The 19,632-nt window shown below is 39.4% G+C and carries 21 protein-coding genes; 8 read left to right on the top strand and 13 right to left on the bottom strand.

Going from position 1 to position 19,632, the window contains the following annotated elements:
- Nucleotides 1-55 precede the first annotated feature (55 nt).
- The 3 genes from IGI72_RS17045 (at nt 56) to IGI72_RS17055 (ending at nt 2,894) form a co-directional block, all read left to right on the top strand.
- Nucleotides 56-421 (top strand): DUF2512 family protein, encoded by a 366-nt coding sequence (locus IGI72_RS17045; protein WP_074934178.1) that lies wholly within the window; start codon nt 56-58, stop codon nt 419-421.
- Between the two features lie 240 nt (nt 422-661).
- The gene (locus tag IGI72_RS17050; RefSeq protein ID WP_438754891.1) at nt 662-2,083 is read left to right on the top strand and encodes a cryptochrome/photolyase family protein; all 1,422 of its coding nucleotides are present in this window, start codon (nt 662-664) and stop codon (nt 2,081-2,083) included.
- Between the two features lie 412 nt (nt 2,084-2,495).
- Nucleotides 2,496-2,894, top strand: a complete 399-nt coding sequence (locus IGI72_RS17055; protein WP_010748936.1) for a YxeA family protein — start codon at nt 2,496-2,498, stop codon at nt 2,892-2,894.
- Nucleotides 2,895-3,239: 345 nt separating this feature from the next.
- On the opposite strand, the gene IGI72_RS17060 is transcribed toward IGI72_RS17055, so the two are convergent.
- The 5 genes from IGI72_RS17060 to IGI72_RS17080 form a co-directional block, all read right to left on the bottom strand.
- Nucleotides 3,240-3,869, bottom strand: coding sequence for a helix-turn-helix domain-containing protein (locus IGI72_RS17060; RefSeq protein ID WP_438754893.1), 630 nt, complete (start codon nt 3,867-3,869; stop codon nt 3,240-3,242).
- A gap of 660 nt (nt 3,870-4,529) precedes the next feature.
- Nucleotides 4,530-5,978 carry a helix-turn-helix domain-containing protein gene (locus IGI72_RS17065; protein WP_010748935.1) on the bottom strand — a complete coding sequence of 483 codons (1,449 nt, stop codon included), beginning with the start codon at nt 5,976-5,978 and terminating at the stop codon, nt 4,530-4,532.
- A 537-nt stretch (nt 5,979-6,515) separates the two neighbouring features.
- Nucleotides 6,516-7,910, bottom strand: a complete 1,395-nt coding sequence (locus IGI72_RS17070; RefSeq protein WP_128432573.1) for a glutamate decarboxylase — start codon at nt 7,908-7,910, stop codon at nt 6,516-6,518.
- Nucleotides 7,911-7,939: 29 nt separating this feature from the next.
- On the bottom strand, nt 7,940-9,349 hold the full coding sequence (locus IGI72_RS17075) for an amino acid permease (protein ID WP_438754895.1): 1,410 nt from the start codon (nt 9,347-9,349) through the stop codon (nt 7,940-7,942).
- Between the two features lie 26 nt (nt 9,350-9,375).
- The gene (locus IGI72_RS17080) at nt 9,376-10,017 is read right to left on the bottom strand and encodes a hypothetical protein (RefSeq protein ID WP_438754897.1); all 642 of its coding nucleotides are present in this window, start codon (nt 10,015-10,017) and stop codon (nt 9,376-9,378) included.
- Between the two features lie 152 nt (nt 10,018-10,169).
- Between IGI72_RS17080 and IGI72_RS17085 the strand changes: the two genes are divergently transcribed.
- Nucleotides 10,170-10,598 (top strand): hypothetical protein, encoded by a 429-nt coding sequence (locus IGI72_RS17085; protein ID WP_438754899.1) that lies wholly within the window; start codon nt 10,170-10,172, stop codon nt 10,596-10,598.
- Between the two features lie 611 nt (nt 10,599-11,209).
- Here IGI72_RS17085 and IGI72_RS17090 read toward each other — a convergent pair.
- Entirely contained in the window at nt 11,210-11,662 is a 453-nt protein-coding gene (locus IGI72_RS17090; RefSeq protein WP_438754901.1) for a GNAT family N-acetyltransferase, read from the bottom strand.
- A gap of 405 nt (nt 11,663-12,067) precedes the next feature.
- Here IGI72_RS17090 and IGI72_RS17095 point away from each other — a divergent pair, with 405 nt between their 5' ends.
- Together IGI72_RS17095 and IGI72_RS17100 are read left to right on the top strand one after the other, a co-directional pair.
- Nucleotides 12,068-12,487: a MerR family transcriptional regulator gene (locus IGI72_RS17095; RefSeq protein ID WP_438754903.1), complete on the top strand. Its 420-nt coding sequence runs from the start codon at nt 12,068-12,070 to the stop codon at nt 12,485-12,487.
- Nucleotides 12,488-12,562: 75 nt separating this feature from the next.
- On the top strand, nt 12,563-13,429 hold the full coding sequence (locus IGI72_RS17100) for an aldo/keto reductase (protein WP_438754905.1): 867 nt from the start codon (nt 12,563-12,565) through the stop codon (nt 13,427-13,429).
- Between the two features lie 266 nt (nt 13,430-13,695).
- On the opposite strand, the gene IGI72_RS17105 is transcribed toward IGI72_RS17100, so the two are convergent.
- The 7 genes from IGI72_RS17105 to IGI72_RS17135 all read right to left on the bottom strand — a co-directional run bounded on the left by IGI72_RS17105 (nt 13,696) and on the right by IGI72_RS17135 (nt 16,936).
- Entirely contained in the window at nt 13,696-14,190 is a 495-nt protein-coding gene (locus tag IGI72_RS17105) for a zinc-binding dehydrogenase (protein WP_438755121.1), read from the bottom strand.
- 21 nt (nt 14,191-14,211) lie between these two features.
- Nucleotides 14,212-14,640, bottom strand: coding sequence for an alcohol dehydrogenase catalytic domain-containing protein (locus tag IGI72_RS17110; RefSeq protein ID WP_438754907.1), 429 nt, complete (start codon nt 14,638-14,640; stop codon nt 14,212-14,214).
- Between the two features lie 145 nt (nt 14,641-14,785).
- Nucleotides 14,786-15,136 (bottom strand): winged helix-turn-helix transcriptional regulator, encoded by a 351-nt coding sequence (locus tag IGI72_RS17115; protein WP_015510556.1) that lies wholly within the window; start codon nt 15,134-15,136, stop codon nt 14,786-14,788.
- A 354-nt stretch (nt 15,137-15,490) separates the two neighbouring features.
- Nucleotides 15,491-15,748: a hypothetical protein gene (locus IGI72_RS17120; protein ID WP_230319184.1), complete on the bottom strand. Its 258-nt coding sequence runs from the start codon at nt 15,746-15,748 to the stop codon at nt 15,491-15,493.
- Nucleotides 15,749-15,779: 31 nt separating this feature from the next.
- A complete protein-coding gene (locus tag IGI72_RS17125; RefSeq protein ID WP_005230536.1) occupies nt 15,780-16,151 on the bottom strand; it encodes a hypothetical protein in 372 nt (123 codons plus the stop codon).
- A 116-nt stretch (nt 16,152-16,267) separates the two neighbouring features.
- Nucleotides 16,268-16,552 (bottom strand): hypothetical protein, encoded by a 285-nt coding sequence (locus IGI72_RS17130; protein ID WP_016608520.1) that lies wholly within the window; start codon nt 16,550-16,552, stop codon nt 16,268-16,270.
- A 135-nt stretch (nt 16,553-16,687) separates the two neighbouring features.
- Nucleotides 16,688-16,936 carry a hypothetical protein gene (locus IGI72_RS17135; protein ID WP_015510558.1) on the bottom strand — a complete coding sequence of 83 codons (249 nt, stop codon included), beginning with the start codon at nt 16,934-16,936 and terminating at the stop codon, nt 16,688-16,690.
- Between the two features lie 176 nt (nt 16,937-17,112).
- Between IGI72_RS17135 and IGI72_RS17140 the strand changes: the two genes are divergently transcribed.
- Together IGI72_RS17140 and IGI72_RS17145 are read left to right on the top strand one after the other, a co-directional pair.
- Nucleotides 17,113-17,697: a TetR/AcrR family transcriptional regulator gene (locus tag IGI72_RS17140; RefSeq protein ID WP_438754910.1), complete on the top strand. Its 585-nt coding sequence runs from the start codon at nt 17,113-17,115 to the stop codon at nt 17,695-17,697.
- Nucleotides 17,698-17,752: 55 nt separating this feature from the next.
- Nucleotides 17,753-19,567, top strand: coding sequence for an alpha/beta fold hydrolase (locus IGI72_RS17145; protein ID WP_438754912.1), 1,815 nt, complete (start codon nt 17,753-17,755; stop codon nt 19,565-19,567).
- The last annotated feature ends 65 nt before the right edge of the window (nt 19,568-19,632 follow it).

Raw genomic sequence — 19,632 nt, forward strand, 5'->3', positions numbered from 1 at the left:
TCACTAACGATGACCTTCTTGCTTTTGGAATAAATAATAAAAAGGAGTGTATGAAATGAAACATCTAAAAGCGTTGGTTGTCAAAGCACTAATGATTTGGGCGATTTTGTGGATTGTGTTGTCAGGGATTTACGATGTCAGTTTTATGGACTCGACGATCGTCGGTGTGATCATTGTGGTGATGATCTATGTGCTAGGCGACTTGGTCATTTTGCGCAAGATCGGTAACATCGCGGCAACGGTTGCAGATGCCGGCGCAGCAGCCCTTATCCTATGGCTGTATCTGACTTATATGGACTATACAAATGATATTTGGATGCTAGTATTGATCCCAGCAGTATTGATCGGTGTGGCAGAATGGTTCTTCCACATCTGGTTGTTAAAAGCAGACATCGTGCCAGATGAACGGAAAATGAAATAATTTTGTTGATTGCTAGAATCGAACGCAGACTCTTGTTCTGTGTTCGATTTTTTTGTTTACAAGATCGGCTATTGAAAAGCGACGTATCTTCTTGTTCCATATGCTTTCTATAATCACGGACGCTTGCCAAGATTTCTGGTTAGCTGACGCAATCGCCAAATTTGAATAAATCCCATCTTTCCATTACTATAAACGAAATCCGATCGTTTTTTGCACGGTTATACTATCAAGGAGGTTTGTATGGCAATTCATGTGATGTGGTTTAGAAAGGATCTACGCTTAGAGGACAACACGGCACTGACTGAGTCGCTTGCGTCTCTTCAAGAAAACGACCATTTGTTGTGTGTATTTCATCTCAATGACAAGCAGTTTCTCCCCGAGGCGCCAAGCCATGATTACTTTTTTAGCGCAGTTGCTCACTTTATCGAGACTGCCCAAAAGCAAAATCTGACGATCCACCTATTGACAGGGACTTTGACAGAAGCCTTTGATCAGTTGTTCGCTTGCTATCCAGAATGGAGCCAGCTTTACTTCAACTTTGATAACCGTGGATTTGGTCGTAAACGTGATCTCTACATAAAAGAATTGGTCGAGAAAAAAGGCATCACTGTCCATTCTTTTGAAGATCATCATCTGCATCAACCAACAGAAGTCACCAAAGAGGATGGGACGTACTACAAAAAATTTACCCCCTACTATAAGAAATGGATTCAATTGCCCAAACCGGTGTATCAAAAGCAGGCTCTCGATTTTGAAAAAGCCGTTCATTTTGATGATGCCCCTCACTTCAAAGCAGGGACAGCGCTGCTTGCTAAGCTGCTAGAAAATAGAAAGACCGATTTTTCAACGATCGTTGGGGAAGACTATGCGTACAAGCAATTGCAAGCATTTGTGCAAAAGCGTTTGGCCACCTATGAAAAAGACCGTGATATCCCTTCGATCAAAGGAACCAGCCGCCTGTCCCCTTTCTTGTCTTTTGGACAAATCTCCATTCGGAAGGTTTGGGCCGCTTGCCAAGGAATGCCATCAAGCACTGGCAAAGCGACCTTTTTAAAAGAACTGGCTTGGCGAGATTTTTATCATATGATCTACTTCAGCCATCCTGAACAAAAAAACTATGAACTCATTGAGAAATATCGAAACATGGATTGGCGAAAAAATGAAGAGGAGCTAACCAAATGGCAAGCAGGGCAAACCGGCTATCCGATCATTGATGCCGCAATGCGGCAGCTGAATCAGACCGGTTGGATGCATAACCGTCTACGGATGATCGTCGCTTCCTTTCTAACCAAAGATTTACTGATCGATTGGCGGCAAGGAGAAGCCTATTTTGCTCGACAATTGATCGACTACGACGCTGCCAGCAATATCGGCGGCTGGCAGTGGGCAGCTTCGACTGGCACCGATGCGGTTCCTTACTTTCGAATTTTCAACCCCATCACACAAGGGAAAAAATTTGACAAGGATGGGACGTTTATCAAACAATTTGTTCCCGAACTCGCCCAGTTGTCGCTAAAATTCATCCATGAACCCTACTTGATGACTGACGAAGAACAAGCCGACCTAAAGGTAGTTTTAGGCACCGACTATCCGTTGCCTGTAGTTGACCACAACGAAGCCAGAAAAAGAGCCCTCGATTTGTATAGTAAAATCGAACCATAAAAAGCTGCCATGGACTGCTCTCAAGCATTTTCGGCAGAAAAAAACCAGCAAAGACGGTCTCTTACGGAGCGCCTTTGCTGGTTTTTTATGAAACTGGTGCGCCCTCTTTCGCCTTTCTATAGTGAAAAAACAAACGGCACGTCTCATCAAGCTGTCTGCTGCTGGGCATACATAAAAGAAACATTTTCCATACTGTGTTTTTTAATTAAGGTCTTACCGTCTGCTTCCCCTCTTATTTCTAGTCGCTCTAAGCACCAATCCCCTGACGATTTATAGATAGAACCCTTTACTAGCGGCGTTCCCTGCTTTTTCACGACTGGCTAGTAACGTTTCTCCTTGCAAAACTGTTCGTCTGATGAAAGGTCATCTATAGAACCATTCTGTTATAATAGCTCCATATTTGAGGATAAGGATGGTTTATATGAAAAAAATAATCGGATTCATCTTAGTCGTACTTTTAGGGTTTGTTGGATACAAAGGATATGAATATTATCAATCCACCTACTCAGGACAAACAGCTTACGCGTATGTCCCGTCTGAGATTCCGCCTAAAGTCCAACACGAAAGTAAGAGCGGCATCGGCGACCAGTCTCCTTGGTATTCTTACGATTACACATTAAACTTTGTAAAAGAAGATGGCAGCACCCAAACCCTTGAGGTTTCATTATCAGAAGATAACGCAAAACCCTTAACACCAAATTCATATGTAAAAGCGGTGATCAGTGAAAAGCGTACAATAAAAGGCCCGAATGGCGTTGAAAAAGACGCAATTCCCAAAAAGGTTCTAGAGAAATTAGAAAATCAAAACTAATGAGCTCTTCGTTAATAAGGACTAATGAGTTGCACAACATCAAATCTGGGACAGAATAAACCACATTCTGGCTCAGATTTTTTGTTAGTGATTTTCATCTTTTTTGAGTCTACTGGACATGGATGGCACTTCTCTAGCTGGTGCAAATCCACTCACAGATAGTTACTGGCAAGTGCAGTGAACCACAAGCCGAATACAGTAATGACAATGTGCAGGAAGTGGTGCCGCACAACTTTGAGTCTACGAACAGAAACTCAATCAAACGAAATAGCGGATAAGGTTGCTGAACCAACCAAAGGCCCAAAGGGAAACGTAAAACAAAAATAGCAAATCTTTTGAGAACTGCTATCGATCGAATGCATTTTCTATCTCTTGGTACAATTTTTCAACATTAAGCATCCCGTAATCTTTTTTTGAAATAGCTATGACTGGTGTTGTAGGAAAATTCTGTTCAATTTCGTTTTTCGCATATCCGAAAGTTGGAGTCAGCAAAATAAGATCGGCTTCACCGCCATATTGATTTACCTGATTCGAATTATAAGTCTCAATGAAAACTTTCTGTCCTCTTTTCTGCATAAGCATCTCCAGTTTCCTACTTAAAGCTTGCGTTTGTAAAAGTCCTTGGTCTGCAATGAAGCTGAAAACGATATCGAATATAACAACTTTTTTCCATTTCTTTTCTCCTACTGAATCTTTTGGTTTAATTAAATCTCCTGTTTTTTCCATTTGCTGGTATCCTTTCTTTTTAGAAAAAAGAGTCTCAAAAAAAGTAGGTCTTTTCCTTCCTAACATCTCGTCAACAGAAACATTGAAGTAGTTACTCAAAGATATAAGCGTCTGAATGTCTGGATTGCTCTCGTTTCTTTCCCACTTAGATACAGCTTGTGGCGTAACGTTCAACATTTTTGCTAGGCTTTTTTGGGTCATCTTTTTAGATTGTCTTAATTCTTTGATATTTTTTCCTAAATCTAACATTAATATAACTCCCTTCAGATTAATTTTTCAATGAACGGATCGTTGAATAGAGGGAATGGGGACTAAACTATTGGTTGAGTTCTATCTCAGGGTTTGTTTAAACGCTTTCATTAGTTATTAAAAAAAAATTATCGTTCAGAATTTCTGTTAAGCTTTTTTGAGTCATCTTTTTAGATTGCCTTAATTCTTTGACTTTTTCTTCTCTCTACCATTAAGACAACTTCCTTGAGATTAACTTTTCAATGAACGGAGTGCGGAATAGAGGAAATCAGAACTAAACTATTAGTTGAATTCTATTTTATCATACTTCTGTTTTTGGAAAAATATAGCTAGTCGGTTTGTCGATATTGATAGAGCCAATTAACGATGCCAGACTCACATCTCTATGTGGGTCTTTTTTTACCTCCTTCCAAAATCAGCATTTTGAATCCCTTCTATTATTTTCACGCTTGATGTCTTCTGCTCTGTTGCGATACGTTATACAAGGATATTGGGCACATTTATCTAGCAGAAAGCTGCTTGACTGATCCCTATTCTTATTCCGTCATCAATGATAAGAGCAATTCAAGCTCCTTTTCCTTCTCATCCTTTGCAGATAATTGAAAAAGCAGCGAATCACCTATCTGTTGACTCACTGCTTTTTAACTAACAAGTAATGGCTCACACCACAAAAGAATGGTACTTAGAGTAAGCAATTTGATCGACGATCGCAGAAACCTGATTGACATCTAAATCGGCACCGATGGCAGTCACTTGATAAAATTGACCATAATTGTTGCCAAGTTGAGGGACACGGGCGTTTGAAATCAGCAAATCGTATTCTTCCTCATTGTTGTAAGGAGAAATAGTTACATTTTGTTTCCCTTTTAGTTCATTTTTTAACAAGTAAATGGAAGCATCTGCTAAAAGACTGGAGCCCATATTTAAGACCCCGATCCGTACCCGATATTCCTCTTTCGGTGATAACAGATAGATTAAAAAGACCAGACGTTTCTTGAGGTAGTTGAGTTTCGTGGGCGTAAACAAGTTGGTTGGTGCAATAATGTGTTGCAGGATGTCTGTAATCACTTGATCTCGCAAGGAATTGTGAAATAGCTTGTGGTAATAATTCAAGGTGACTCTGTCAATGGAGTAATTTACCCCATGAAAGTAATAGACTTGTGCGATCAAGGAGAAGACACTGGCTTTAATATCGATCGTCGTATGCGAGGCTTCAAGACAATAAATGGACTGGATCGCTGCCATGACTTCATCGGTAATCTCAAAAACAGGATTTTTATTGGTATACAACCCTAAGCGAAGCTCCTCGTAAGGAATTCCTCCTACCGTAACGAGAAAAAGACAGATAAAGAAGGGGACGATCTTGGCTTCGTCTACTGAACAGATGCTTTTTTTCGACACATAGGCCTGTCGAATAAAGCGACAAATCGGCATTTCTTGGCAGCGATTGATTTTGATTTGTTCCTCCGGACTTAAGCTTCCCAAGGTTGTGTGAGGCGTGACTTTTTTCATGATCACAAATAGCCAGATCTTCAACTGCTTTTGTTGCGCAATCGAGAGGGTTATTTTTTTCGCTAGCTCCGCCACCAGGTCATCGATCAAAACAGAATCGATCGCTGTTTCTCCCATTTTTAAAAAATTATAGTAAAAATAAATGCGTTGCGTCATCGTTCCCGCTAGCTTTTTGTTCTTTATCTTTAATTCAAAATGCTGCAGCAGCTGATTGCACTCTGCAATCACACGATTCAGTGTCCCGACGCTTATTTTTAATTCATCGGCTAATACAAAAGCATCATAGCCTGCATGTTGAAACAAATAATGGATGATTTGATATTTTACAGATTTTTTCAATAACGTGTCGGTCAAATCATCCAATGAGACGCTGTCGTTTACTTGCAGATCAAGGGTATAACGGTTGATTGCAAAAGAGACCTTCTCATTTTTTAGTTGTTGCTGAAGATTTTCTGATAGTTTCGTCAAGGTTGGCATCGTAATCTCTAATTCCCGACACGCATCACTTTTTTTGATATGACCCGTCGATAAATACAAGAATTTGAGCAAGATATACTCCAATTTCAAGTCTTTATCCAGTAAGTCTTCTTTATACATGACTGTTTTTCCTCCTGTGTAAATCCTTATTCTTTTCGAATAGTTACAACCAATTTACAGAAAAAGATAGCAGTACATTCCCTATGAAACAAACAAATGCAGTAAAAACATGCCCTTTCTACACATACTTTTCCTTCACTTACTCCCCAAATAAACCAAAACGAACGAACAAAAATGCGCCCTGCCAGACGAACTTTTCTCAGAATTTTCTCGCGACAATGTTCTCGGAGTTTCTTTTTATTTATGTAAAACATTCTTCTCTAAAAAAATATATTTAGACCATAATAATTAATACTATCACAAGCTAGAAATGTCAATAAATGAAATTATCAAGCGCCATTTTTTTACTTTCTCTTAAAAAATGACCCTATCAAGTACTTACCCGTTCGTATAAGCAAAAAAATCAAAGGCAGTCGATGCAACCGCCTTTGATTTTTCTATAAACCATTGTTCATTCAGTCTTGCAAAAAACGTTTCATAAAGGGTCTTTTTCTTCATTGAAAAAAGCAATGAACGGGTTTCTAGCGATACCGTTTCTTAATGGGAAAAGCCATAGGTTTGGTCGGATGAAACATGACGGCTTGGTCGCTTGTTCAAGCGCTCGATTCCTTCTTTCATGTCTTGCACCAGATCCATTGCCATTTGCATACTTAAATCTGCCCGGCAGACAAAACGTTGGATATTGATATGTGATAGATTATCAGGTAATGGATAGGTAGGGACTTGCCAGCCTTTCATCGCAAATTCATCCGTCAAATCATACAGATTCCAAGAAATATCGGCATCTTCTTTTAATTTGTAGCAGACGATCGGCAACCGTGACCCATCATTATAAATATCGAAGTAACCCATGTTTTCAATTTCTTTTGCCAAATATTGGGCAACATCACTGGTCTTTTTGTGGATCAAGCGGTAGCCTTCAAACCCATTGCGGATAAAGGTGTAATATTGTCCGATGATTTGGCTGGCGCTTCTTGAAAAGTTGATGGCCATCGTTGGCATTTCACCGCCAAGATAACTTACTTTGAAGACCAATTCTTCTGGAAGGAAATCTTTTTCTTTCCAAAGCACCCAACCGATACCAGGATAGACTAACCCATATTTATGTCCAGACGTACTGATGGAACGAACGTTTTTCAAACGGAAATCCCATTCAAGCTCTGGTTCCATAAATGGTGTGTACAATCCACCACTAGCCGCATCCACGTGGATGTAAACTTTGTAGTCGGTGTGTTTGTTGTATTCCTCTAATTTCTTATCTAGTGCTTTGATGTCATCGTATCGTCCAGTGTAAGTGATCCCTAAGATACCGACGACCCCGATCGTATATTCATCTAAATAGTCTGTGACCTTTTCGACATTGATGCTGCCATGTTCTTCATCGATAGGGATCGTCCGCATTTCAATGTCCCAGTAGACACAGAATTTTTCCCAAACGACTTGATAGGCAGAAGAAATCACTAAGTTTGGTTTTCGTTTATTGATATCTAAACCAAGTTTTTTTGCCCGATTGCGCCAAGCAAATTTCAAGGCCAATCCACCTAGCATACACGCTTCACTTGAGCCTACCGTTGATGTACCGATAAAATCAGACGCTTCTGGTGCATGCCATAAATCAGCGATCATGTTGACACAGCGATTTTCAATTTCTGCTGTCCGTGGGTACTCGGTTTTATCGATGGCGTTTTTATCAAGGGTTTCACTCATGATTTTGACTGCTTCTGGTTCCATGTAGGTTTGACAAAACGTCGCCAAATTTTGTCTTGAGACCCCTTCATCGATCAATTGATCTTTGACTAGTTCATAGGCGTCCCGCGGTACCAAGGACTCTTTTGGCAATTTGTACATAGGGATCGCCCGATCCATTGCCTCATTCCCATAGATAGGTTCCAAATATTGGGCTTCTTTTCGATTTTTTTTACTAAATAACATGCAGCTCTCCTCCTCATAGGTTGTGCTTTTTATTTTTTATCGCTTGCTTTTTCACCTACGTATTTATAGATGACAAACGGTATCACGACAATTATCAGCCAGCTGATGATCAAGATGGCCAAATAGGTTCCGCCTTTTCCCGATCCAATATCGCTCGGTGGAAAGAAGGAAATAAAGAAAGAAAAAATAGAAACAAGCAAACCAACCATCGCAACACCAATTTTCACATTTTTCCCACCAGGAATATGATACGTTCTTGTTAAGTCGTCTTTTTCTTTGACTAACTTAATATACGAAAGAAACAAGAGAACATAAGCAACCAGATAGATGCAGACCGTCAAAGCCATCGCAACGAAGAAGGATAGATTGGCGCCCCCGCCGCCTAATGTCAAGACAACCGCCCAAATAGAAACAATGATGCCTTGCACCAAAACGATATTGATTGGGACATTGTGTTGATTGACTTTGGCCATTTGTTTTGGCAGCAAGCCATTTTCAGCTGCTTCAAGCATCGCCGTCGATGGGCCAACTACCCAAGCGGCAATTTCTGCAATGACACCTAAACAGATGACCACGGCAATCAAACGAACCAGCCATTCCCCGCCGCCAAAATGATGGATCAAATAAGAATAGGCTTGAATCACACCAGTATCAAGAGACAATTGATTTTGGGGAATCGTGGCAGCCACCGTTGCCCCACCTAACGTATCCAAAAGAATCGTTGCTACAACTAAAATCAAAATGGCTTTCGGGTAATTCTTTCCAGGATTGTCCATATCTTTTACGTGACTGGCAGAAGATTCAACCCCTGCATAGGCCAAAATAAAGGAAACAAAAACGACCAGCGTATTGATTTTCGTAAAATCAGGAATCCAAGCGCCTGAGTCAAAGGAAACTTTGATGGGATTTCCTTGAGCAATGTAGACAATTCCTAGGATAAAAAGTATGATCCCAGTTGCGACGATCCCCACAAAGAACCCTACTTTGGCAATCTTCGCGGTATTTTTTGTTCCGCCAAATTGCGAGATCGTAATCAACCAAAAGATCACTAAAGTGGCAATCAGCTTCAGCCAAACATTGGTATTAAGATCCGGCCAATTTAGGGCATAGGAAAGCGCCCCGACAATAAAGTAAATCATCGTAATAAAGCCTACCGTGATTTGGAACCATTGGAAGAAAATGGCAGCAAAGCCCCATTTTCTCCCTAATGTTTTTGAGACCCAGGTATAGAGTCCCCCTTTTTCCCATCCTTTTACAGTAGCCATCTCCGCAGAGCAAAGGGCTACAGGGATAAACCAGAGGAAACCGCCGACGAGTAAATAAAAAACTAGATTCATCTTCGATGTCGCAAAGGTTGGATACTCATATACCGTCATCACCATTGAAGCAGTTATCGCAAAAAAACTCAACAATGATAGTTTTTTCTTGCTAGTATCCATTTTTTTCAACCTCCTATCGTTAGATACTATTTTTCAGCAGCGGAAGAAAGATCAATATGGTACGTATGTGTCAGATCGCCATCTGATTTAAATTCGATTTCGATTGCTTTGATCGCTGGCAAACTTTGTTCTTGCGCTACTTTAAAGTGAATAAAGCCATCTTTGTGTTTGTCATGGGTCAAAATTTCATCATCTAAATAGTCCACAAATACTTCCGCTTCAATTTTCTTGCCATCATTCAACACCAAATATGCTTTGTCAGGTTTGATTTTTTTGTCTTTCGAATCTTCATTAAACAATTGGTATTTCAGTGAAAGCAATGTTTTGTATTCTTTGTCTTTGTGTTTGAACGCTTCTACATTCACAATTTTTACATGGTTCACTAAAAAGCGAATGTGATCCCAACCAGCATTTTCATAATTCGTTTCATACCAAACAACATCTTTGACTTTCGGATCGATTCCCTTGGTTACGATTTCTTCAAAATACCCGTCATCACTCAATTTTTCACTTCCCACGATCACCTCATCTGAAGAATCACTGATCAACGTTTCGGTTCCTGACCCAGAGACCACTTCCCCTGATTCTTCCACTGTTGAGCACGCACCTAGAGTGAACAAAACGCCTACACCTAAAACGAAACCTGCAACTAATGATGTTTTTTTCATTGTAAATCCTGTCCTTTCTTTTATTATTTTTATTCCATCTCAGGTATACCATTTATCTAAAAAAAGCGAATATCTAATTTTTTATTTTAAAAACAAAAAAACGCGAAAAATACTTCGCGTTTCGGTGCTATCATGAAGTGCAGATAAGAACAATGACCATTGAAAAGAAAGGACTGAGTTTTTTTAGAGCGCTTGTGGTCGTCATAACCGCCTTTTTGTTTGGTATCTGCCCACTTTCAGCTGCCTTTTTTCTGGAAAGTACGGACGGACCTACTTCTAGCGCAACGATCTCTGGGATAAAAGTTGCCAAAAATGAGTGGTTTCCTTCTGGGTCACCAAGATTTGTTGGAACGCTGATGCTTCCTGATGCAAAAGACAACGTGCTGACAGCTGACGGGCATTTTCTGAGAAAGCCTTCCAAGCTTGCGACGAATAGACGAGCAGCAATAGCAGCTTGTAGGGTTCAAAAAACACCAAAAACCGCACGGGGCAGCCAACTTACTCAGCGTTGCAGCTCTTCAGCCCTTACGACTTTGCGGTTAGAAAAAGCGTGTCAGGCACGGGCAATCAACCGTCCTTAGCTCTCATCCGAGTATTTGGTGTCGTACATGACGCCTTCATCCACAGGGTTTCCGCAGTGATGGCACATAGGTAAGTCAAAAACAAATGATCCTCAAACGTTTATCCTCACGTGTATCCTAGACAAATCTACTTCCCCATCCTGAACACAAAAAATAGCCACTACCTACTTTCCACTTACTTGTGCCATCCTCTGCTTGATAAAACGATCAAACTTTTTTGATTGAAAACAAAAAATTGCCTATTCTGTTTTGATCATTTTTTAGTGATCAATCATTGCTTAGCTAGCTAAGCCCCCCAAATCCCAAGCAGCCCCCGAAAAACAGTTTCGGAGGCTGCTTTGTGTGAGCTTTTCATTCAAATTGGAAAGTTTTTTGGAGGCATTGCAAATGAAGCTGACTTGATTGGGTAGCAGCCTTTCACATTACCAGCGTAATCTAAATGATGACGACCTATAAAATGATGAATGATAGACAGTCATATATAACGACTGCTGAAAATAAAAAGCTTGTGACGCTTATCTTGTTTCTAAAATCGTCTTCAATCAACCTAATTTTAGAGCTTCTAGGCATACAGCCAAGCCATCCTCAAAAACAAAGAATGAAAAAAACAGCTACTTTTTAGCAACTTTCTTCATATAAAGAATCGGATAAGGATTTCCTTGTTCGTCTAACTCGCTTCTTTTGTATACCTCAAATCCCATATGCTCATAAAATCCTTTCGCCTGAGGATTCTGTTCATTTACTCCCAGTTCATTTACAGCATAGTTTTCCATCCCGTATGCCAAGAGTTTCTTTCCTAGGCCCTTGCCTCTTTGTTCATTTGCTATAAACAGCATTTCAAGATTTCGATCCGAGATCCCCATGAAACCAGCTGGCTCTCCATGCTCACTTTCTACGACAATCAAATGCGGCACATGATGCAATGCCTCTGGAATGTATTGCTTAATGGCTTGGATTTCAGACTCTGACAAAAAGGTGTGCGTCGCCTTAACAGAACTCTCCCAAACTTCAATTAATTGTTGTTCTAACTTTTGATTCATACTACTTACTTCTTTTATATTCATGAATAGTCACACTCTCATCAGCTTTTTTTCGTTTTTCATAACAAGAACCGATTGTTTCCTTGATCCAAGTTAAGAATTTTCATCATCATCATACCATGAGATGGATTTATTTAAAATCTATGGAAAAAAATGCCTCGCTCATATAGATAGCAAAACAATAACCTATGCATGTATTTCGGAATACTAAGAGAGCATGATATGCTTTGAAACACACTAAGAAAGAAGCTTTCAATACTGATGATTGCTCAAATCATTCTGTTGAAATAAAAATGCTTGTAGCTTTTTCTTCCCAGTCGCCATAACGAACAAAATATATTCTTTTAAATAAACTATTTTAAACCACTTGCCCTAGAGTCCACTTTAGGGTTTATGATTACTTATAGAAAAAGATAAGGAGAACCAACGATGAATATAAAAAAAGCAGCGGAAATGTTTGATTTGAGCGTAGACACGTTGCGCTATTATGAACGAGTCGGTGTGATCCCACCTGTTCAACGCAATGAGAGTGGCTATCGGGTGTACACAACGAATGATCTAAACTGGATCTATTTAGTAAAACATTTACGAAATGCAGGATTGTCGATCGAATCACTAATTGAATTTGCCCAATTGGCACAAGTGCGTGAAAGTCAAAATGTCGAAAAAGCCCAAAAACAGATTTTATCCGATCAACTCGAAGAATTAGAGAAAAAGTTAGCAGAAATGCAGGAAGTACGAGACCTGCTTATTTATAAGATAGAAACGTATGATGAGCATATCGCAAAATTCAAAGCAGGAAATATGACTCCTGATAAAGTGGAAAAATTATGGGAACGAAAGAAATAAAATCTTTTACTTGCTATAGACCTAACTCCAAGGTTTAGGATAGAACATGTAATGAAAATTAGAGGAGGAAACACTATGCAAACAATCACACTCAATAATGGTGTCACCATGCCGCAACTAGGATTTGGCGTTTATCAAATTCCTTTGGAAGAAACAGCTGAAGCTGTTTACCAAGCAATCAAAGCTGGGTATCGCCTGATCGACACTGCTTCTATTTATGGAAATGAAAAAGAAACCGGCGAGGGAATCAAGCGTGCCATCAGTGAAGGTCTAGTCACTCGAGAACAACTTTTTGTTACCTCTAAATTATTTATTCTCCAAGCTTCCGAAGATAAAGCTAAAGAAACGATTGAACATTCGCTTGAAACAATGGGATTGTCTTATCTTGATCTCTACCTTATTCACCAACCATATGGAGATATTTATGGTGCTTGGCGCTCAATGGTTGCTGCTCAAAAAACAGGGAAATTACGTGCAATTGGCGTTTCAAATTTCAAATCAGCTAAGATGATCGAGTTTGTCGGCTTGAATGAGGTGAAACCTCAAATCAATCAAATCGAAGTGAACCCTTGGAATCAACGAGTGGAAGATCAGGAATGGCATGAAAAATACGACGTTCAAGTTGAAGCTTGGGCACCTTTTGCAGAAGGACGCCATGACCTATTTACCAATCCGACATTAGCAGAAATTGGCAAGCAATATGGCAAAACGGTTGGCCAAGTTGTGCTTCGCTGGTTGATGCAAAGAGGGATCGTCGCTTTAGCAAAAACAGTTCGTCCAGAACGGATGGCTGAAAACATTGCTATTTTTGACTTTGAGCTTTCCCAGGAAGACGTTGAAAAAATAGCCGCTTTAGATAAAAAAGAGTCCGCATTCTTTGACCACGATGCCCCCCAACAAGTGGAATGGTTTATGAATCGGATGTTAGATACTGAAAACTAATAGGGTTTTTATTGAAGGAAACCAATACAAGTCCGCTTCCGTTTCGAAAGGAAGCGGACTTGTATTGATTCTTACTGATTCGTATCTTGTCTCTTTTCATGGTAATTCTTAGAAAATTTTTGGAAATTCTGCCTTGATCAAGTAACTGAAGAATCCATCGATTAAACTCATTTCTCTGGAGCACTGTGCTTGTAGCTAAACAACGGACAGCGTTCTGTTACGCTCGCTCTTAAAATCTCTATTGTACGATTTCTATTTACTACTCCCTATTTATCAAAGACAATGATCTTTTTGCCAGTATTTCCGCCTGCTTCGAAATCAAGGTGAGCTTGCTTGATTGCTTCTAATTCAAAGGGATATGTCTTGTCTACAAGGACATCAAGTTTTCCTTGCGCATAAAGATCAATGACTTCTTTTAGCTCTTCAACAGACATGAATCCCATAGAATACATACCAGTAATTCCTCTACGCTCCGTTTCTTCTTGGTTGATTGGCGCATTAACAGAAGTGACGCGCCCGCCTTTTTTGATTACTTGATAACTGTTCTCCAATGTTTTAGGACCAGTCAAGTTGACCACTAAATCGACATCAGAAACCAATTTTGTGAAATCTTCTGTCTGATAATCGATCGTTTCATACGCACCTAGTGCCTTCATATAGTCAGCTTGTTCAGCGCTACCTGTTGCTATGACATACGCTCCGGCATGTTTTGCCAGCTGAACAGCTTTAGACCCGACACCGCCAGCACCGCCATGGATCAGTACTTTTTGTCCAGCTTTTGCTTAACCATCACGAATGGTTGCACCATAAGCTGTGGCCACGCCAAGGAAAAATCCACCTAACGGCACCAAGTCCAGCTCCTTCGGTACAGCAGCAACAACTGCTGACTCGTCTAACAAAATGTATTCAGAATATGTACTCATAAACGCCATCCCAACCACATGATCACCTACTGAAAAGCGGGTCACATCATCTCCGACAGCTGTTACGATACCAGAAAAGTCTTGTCCCAAAGAGTGTGGAAGCACAGGTTTCAATTCTTTTGGCATCGTTGGAAATGGTCCATTCGCACGAATAACAATATCAGGATCATTCACGCCGATCGCTGCGGTTTTGATCACAATTTGTTTAGCAGCCGGCTCAGGGATAGCAGCTTCAACCATTTGCATAACATCTACAGAGCCATATTGATTCAGTATCATTTTTTTCATAAAAAAACCTTCTTTCTTCAGATGATTTCATTATGACCTGTTCCCTCAATAATAAAAAGTACCATATTTTTTGATAGGTACTATCGTTTTCAATAGATTTGTGTAATCATACGGATTTCAGGCACAAAAAAAATCCTTGAACGCTTCAAGGATTGACTACTTTTTCGTTTTCTGACTCATAGGTAGAAGCAAATGTTTCTAAGGCATCCAAAACTGGCATGAATTTATGCCCCATTTCGGTCAGTGAGTATTCAACTTTTGGCGGCACTTGCGGATAGACTTCACGATGAATGAGGCCATAGCTTTCAAGCATGCGCAATTCCTTTGTCAAATTTGCTTGGGTCACCATGGGCATTTTACGACTAAGCGCACCGAAACGAAGCGTTTTGTGCCGTAAAAAGGACAAGATGACCATGGACCACTTGCCGCGTACGACCTTCTGGACGCTAGCCACTGGGCATTCTACAAATAATTCAGTTTCTTCTGTTTGCTGCATCACTACTTCCTCCTATTCGCTCACTTTTGCTGCGGTCTTTCATATCAGCAATACTACCGAAATGATGACGACATACGAAAACATGAAGTATAGACATCAGTATATAACGACTGCAAAAAATAGCAAGCCCGTAACGCTTATCTGAACTCTCAAATCGGCTTCAATCAACCTAATTTTAGAGCTTCTAGGCGTACAACCAAGCCATCCTCAATTCCTTTACGCTTATAGACAGCCACTGCACAGTAATTTTTAGATCAAGATGGTTGCTACCATCACAACGAAAGAAGAGACGACATGCGCAATAATCGGTTCTCCACTATTATCTCTGCATCAAAGGCTACCCCTTTATTTCAATTAAATGATAGAAAGAGTGATCAAGGCAATCCAAAAAGTGATGCCATCTAGAACAAACCATTCTTTTTTACCTTGAGACGCCTTGGTAGCAATCAAACAACTTACTCCATAAAGAATCAATAGAAATCCTATGTTTATGGGAAAAGATAACCAAGCTGTCAGGGCATTAACAAATAAGAGAAGCATCAATGGTAAAATATAAAATAATGCATACCACTTTTTTAAATAGTGCGGCAGCTTCTGGTAATTTGAATACATCTATTTATCCTCACAATTCATTTCATATTGGTCATTTATTTCTGATATGAGCAGTAAGTACTTTCGTTATAAAATGAGACAAAACAAAGCTTAGGATGATAATCCCAAAAGTAATAGCAAAAGATAAAATCGTATTCTCCAGTAAATTAGCAAATAAGGGCAGCTTAATATACAAATAACACCCAATTGCCGCAATAATACTACCTGCTAAATAGAAACAAAGCATTTCAGCGACTGTTTTTGAAGAATGAATGTTTCGATCAACTGATGAAAAGTCGCCATTTTGAAAAGGTATTGGTGATCCAGTTTGTGAAGGATCAGATTTTGTATTCATTACGTTAAAGGAATTACTAGATAGATTGCTAATTGAATGTTGTTTTCGATTCTTTTCGTGATTGTTCATAGCTATTCAGACCTGCTTCCCTAAAAAAATTCATTATTTTCAATTCCTTCAAAATAATCTCAATACCATGATTTCATGCATTGTGCTATTGCATCTATTCAAAAAACTCTATATTTTCAAAACCAAGTCGAATCAACAGCACGTTGTAGGGTCATCGGTCCATGTTTTGCTTCATATATAAAATCTTTTGACTGTAATCCAGTACGCTCCTTAAAAATTTTCTCAAACATAGAAGAATCGTTAATGGGATCGTCATTGTGTGTCAAAGTCAATATATAATGTTTCTCTTTTGGATTACTCCAGACCCCCATATTACTTAAAGAAGCTAAATCAAGCGGTGGAGTATTAGAAGATAAATTAATCGTATACTGGCGTCTATGCAAAACATCATTTATTTTCATAAAGCACTTCCTTAATTAGTTAGTATTTCCTCAAACATTACAGATCCAAACAAACAATATTTACCTTTTCATTTAAATACAAACGTACATCATATTATATTGCGTTCCTCTTAAGCATTTTTTTCAAGATAAGCTTCAGTTCTTCCTATCTCTAAAATAACAAAAAACCAAATAACCACTCGAGCATACTAACAAAGGAAGCCCGACATAGAGCATACCAGTTCCTAATGGATAATTAATAGCAAGATCAAGTTGGATATTCTTAAGTTCTTCTTTGCTGATTGTGTCAAAATCTTGAATAGGGATCAAAATCGTCTGTAAAAAAAGGCCAACGATCGTCATAAAAAGGCTGATTCCAAAACAGCCAATTGCAAATTTTTTCATAAGAGTCCTCTTTTCAGCATACACTTTCTTACTGCATGTTCTTATTATACATACCAATCATTAAAAAAAGAACCTTAAATTATTTTTTAACATTAATTTTACAACAATAAAAAGAAAATGAATCAATCGGTCAACAAAAAATTGACAAGATTCAATTAGTACTATATAGTTCTATTATGACAAATTATAAACATTCAAATAAAAACCGAGTGATTGAAACAGCCGCCAGTCTTTTTCTCAAAGTCGGCTACACGTATACCAGTATGGATGAGGTCGTGCAACAAAGCGGTGTGTCAAAATCAAATGTCTATTACCATTTCTCAAGTAAGGAGGAATTATTACTAGCAGTGATTGATTTTTGGATCACTGTATACCGAGAAAAACTAGCAGACATTTTGAAACAGACTAATCTAACTTTGGAAGAAAAAATGCTGACCTTTCTACAAAGTTTGGTTGAAGAAATTGAAGAGCGGGACTATCAAGGCAGCTGTCCCTTCATTACTTTCATTATGCAAGCGCCGAAAAATGATCGGCAGGTCCAAGAAAAAATCAATCATTTTTTTGATTATTTAACGCGTATCTGCGAGGGATTGATTCAAGAAGGAATAAATACTAAAGCATTTCGTGAAGACATCAACGTCAAAGAAACGGCGGAGATTTTTGTGAATAACCTTGAAGGGGCACTCTTTTTAGCAGAAGTAAAAAAAGAGAGTCAGTATCTCACTACTACAGCCAAAAATTTATTTAAATTACTCGTTTAAGAGTAATTTTTTTATATAAAATTAGGACTAAACAGTTCTAAAGAAGGAGAAAATAATGAATATTTTAATTATCGGGGCAACTGGGTTTATTGGCAAAGAAATCGTCAAACAACTCGCAAGGGAAGATGTTTTCTTAACATTACTTGTCAGAAATCCAGCGAAAGCAAGACCATTACAAGCATTAGCCCCTGAAAAAATAGCGTTGGTAACAGGCGATTTAACAAAAGAAAACTTAGGCCTAAATGCGATCGACCACGAACGAGCAATGCACTGCAACATGATTCTTCACTGCGGCGGTCCGATGGATATCACTTTATCAGAAGCAGCCGCGAAGAACTCCTTTTTAGAAGGCAGCAAAAACCTCATGACCCTTACAACAGAAATCAACAAGAGAAACAAATTGAAAAAGATCATCCACGTAGCTGGGTACATGAGCCCATTCACGGATGATTCTTCTGTCTGGGAAACGACGGATGTGTTCAAAGAGGTGCATCCAGCGTTACTTGGAACCCCGCCTTATGAGCAGATGAAGTTTTTATCTGATATTTATATTCGACAAGAAGCGAAAAAGCACCATATTCCTTTAGCAGTAATCAATCCGCCAACCGTCATCGGTGATGAGCAAACCGGCAGCACCGAACAACTCGAAGGCTTTGGCTTATTTATAAAAATAATCCGAAGTGGAGCCTTACCTGTTATCCCCGGAGGAACCGACTATCGACTGCCGTTGATCAATAAAAATGTACTCGCTCAATTTATTGTCAAAACCATATTCAATGAGACAAAAGACGAAATGACGTATCCCCTTGTTGCCGATAAACACGCCGATAAAGAGATCGTTCAACTGATGGGACTGATTTCTGAAAGTCTTAATCGAAACAAACCTCGGCTGACTGTTCCTTTTGGTTTACTCAAGTTCGTTATGGCAGCTGGCGGAAGCAAACTAACGGGTATTCCTGAAAACAGTTTAAACTTTTTGACCAATAGAACGTTTGACAACCGGCTGACAAAACGCGATTTTGAACCGGAACTGATAAAAAAAATAGCAGCATCAAACATCCCATTAGCAGTAGCTGACATTGATTTTCGCTTGACCTATGGGGAAGAAAGCCTAACACCCTACACACGCATAGCTGTCAACGAAGCGACGGTCTATCAATTGGAGGGCTCTGCTACTCCTCTCGTGCTTTTGCATGGCTTATTTAGCGATGGCACCGATCTCTTTCAACTGGGACTAGCATTGAATAAACAAACAGGCAGAAAAATTATCATTGCAGACTTACCAGGATTCGGAAGATCTCCGTTTATTAAAAAGCAACAGCTGTTGACACCATATCTTGAGTTGATACGCTCACTAAAGAATATCCTGCCTGATGGCTCTGCCTTTATCGGCCATTCTTTTGGTGCTGCCTTGTTACTAACAGCCGCTGAACAGCGCTTCTTTTCAGAGAACGATCAACTGATTCTTTTACAACCACCTGTCCACAAAACCGATTCGGTCCCTGCAACATGGCTCAGTAAACTAGCTTTAAAGCATGCCTCTGAACGACAACTACTCGCCTATTTTACAAAAAAAGGACTGCTGATAGACGAAGCAGTCTCTTCTAGTGAATATTTAAAAAGAGTGAAGAAGAGTGTTCGTTCTTCACGGATAGTCAACACAACACTTCAACTAAATCAGTTGTTAAAAGAAATGACCCTTCACCAAAGAATAGACCCTTCAATTCCGATCATATGGGGAACCGAGGATAAAAGCTATTTACCGCCAAGAGAAACGACTAAAATAGTCGATCTGCCATTGGGTCATCATTTTCCAATCAGCCACCCACAGGAAACAGCTGATGTGCTGGTAGAGTTGATCAAAGGTTGATTTTAGGGAGATATAATTTTCTCAAGAACGCTAATCTACTTACGAAAATTCCTACTTAATATAAT

The sequence above is a fragment of the Enterococcus sp. DIV1059_2 genome (assembly GCF_051713685.1).
Taxonomy (GTDB): Bacteria; Bacillota; Bacilli; order Lactobacillales; family Enterococcaceae; genus Enterococcus_D; species Enterococcus_D casseliflavus.

Excerpts from the sequence above, each read along its gene's own strand:
- IGI72_RS17080 (WP_438754897.1), bottom strand. The coding sequence starts at position 10,017 with ATGAAAAAAACATCATTAGTTGCAGGTTTCGTTTTAGGTGTAGGCGTT.
- IGI72_RS17140 (WP_438754910.1), top strand. The coding sequence starts at position 17,113 with ATGACAAATTATAAACATTCAAATAAAAACCGAGTGATTGAAACAGCC.
- IGI72_RS17055 (WP_010748936.1), top strand. The coding sequence starts at position 2,496 with ATGGTTTATATGAAAAAAATAATCGGATTCATCTTAGTCGTACTTTTA.
- IGI72_RS17145 (WP_438754912.1), top strand. The coding sequence starts at position 17,753 with ATGAATATTTTAATTATCGGGGCAACTGGGTTTATTGGCAAAGAAATC.
- IGI72_RS17125 (WP_005230536.1), bottom strand. The coding sequence starts at position 16,151 with ATGAACAATCACGAAAAGAATCGAAAACAACATTCAATTAGCAATCTA.
- IGI72_RS17130 (WP_016608520.1), bottom strand. The coding sequence starts at position 16,552 with ATGAAAATAAATGATGTTTTGCATAGACGCCAGTATACGATTAATTTA.
- IGI72_RS17050 (WP_438754891.1), top strand. The coding sequence starts at position 662 with ATGGCAATTCATGTGATGTGGTTTAGAAAGGATCTACGCTTAGAGGAC.
- IGI72_RS17065 (WP_010748935.1), bottom strand. The coding sequence starts at position 5,978 with ATGTATAAAGAAGACTTACTGGATAAAGACTTGAAATTGGAGTATATC.
- IGI72_RS17060 (WP_438754893.1), bottom strand. The coding sequence starts at position 3,869 with ATGTTAGATTTAGGAAAAAATATCAAAGAATTAAGACAATCTAAAAAG.
- IGI72_RS17070 (WP_128432573.1), bottom strand. The coding sequence starts at position 7,910 with ATGTTATTTAGTAAAAAAAATCGAAAAGAAGCCCAATATTTGGAACCT.
- IGI72_RS17135 (WP_015510558.1), bottom strand. The coding sequence starts at position 16,936 with ATGAAAAAATTTGCAATTGGCTGTTTTGGAATCAGCCTTTTTATGACG.
- IGI72_RS17120 (WP_230319184.1), bottom strand. The coding sequence starts at position 15,748 with ATGTATTCAAATTACCAGAAGCTGCCGCACTATTTAAAAAAGTGGTAT.
- IGI72_RS17100 (WP_438754905.1), top strand. The coding sequence starts at position 12,563 with ATGCAAACAATCACACTCAATAATGGTGTCACCATGCCGCAACTAGGA.
- IGI72_RS17090 (WP_438754901.1), bottom strand. The coding sequence starts at position 11,662 with ATGAATATAAAAGAAGTAAGTAGTATGAATCAAAAGTTAGAACAACAA.
- IGI72_RS17110 (WP_438754907.1), bottom strand. The coding sequence starts at position 14,640 with ATGAAAAAAATGATACTGAATCAATATGGCTCTGTAGATGTTATGCAA.
- IGI72_RS17115 (WP_015510556.1), bottom strand. The coding sequence starts at position 15,136 with ATGCAGCAAACAGAAGAAACTGAATTATTTGTAGAATGCCCAGTGGCT.
- IGI72_RS17045 (WP_074934178.1), top strand. The coding sequence starts at position 56 with ATGAAACATCTAAAAGCGTTGGTTGTCAAAGCACTAATGATTTGGGCG.
- IGI72_RS17075 (WP_438754895.1), bottom strand. The coding sequence starts at position 9,349 with ATGGATACTAGCAAGAAAAAACTATCATTGTTGAGTTTTTTTGCGATA.
- IGI72_RS17095 (WP_438754903.1), top strand. The coding sequence starts at position 12,068 with ATGAATATAAAAAAAGCAGCGGAAATGTTTGATTTGAGCGTAGACACG.
- IGI72_RS17085 (WP_438754899.1), top strand. The coding sequence starts at position 10,170 with ATGACCATTGAAAAGAAAGGACTGAGTTTTTTTAGAGCGCTTGTGGTC.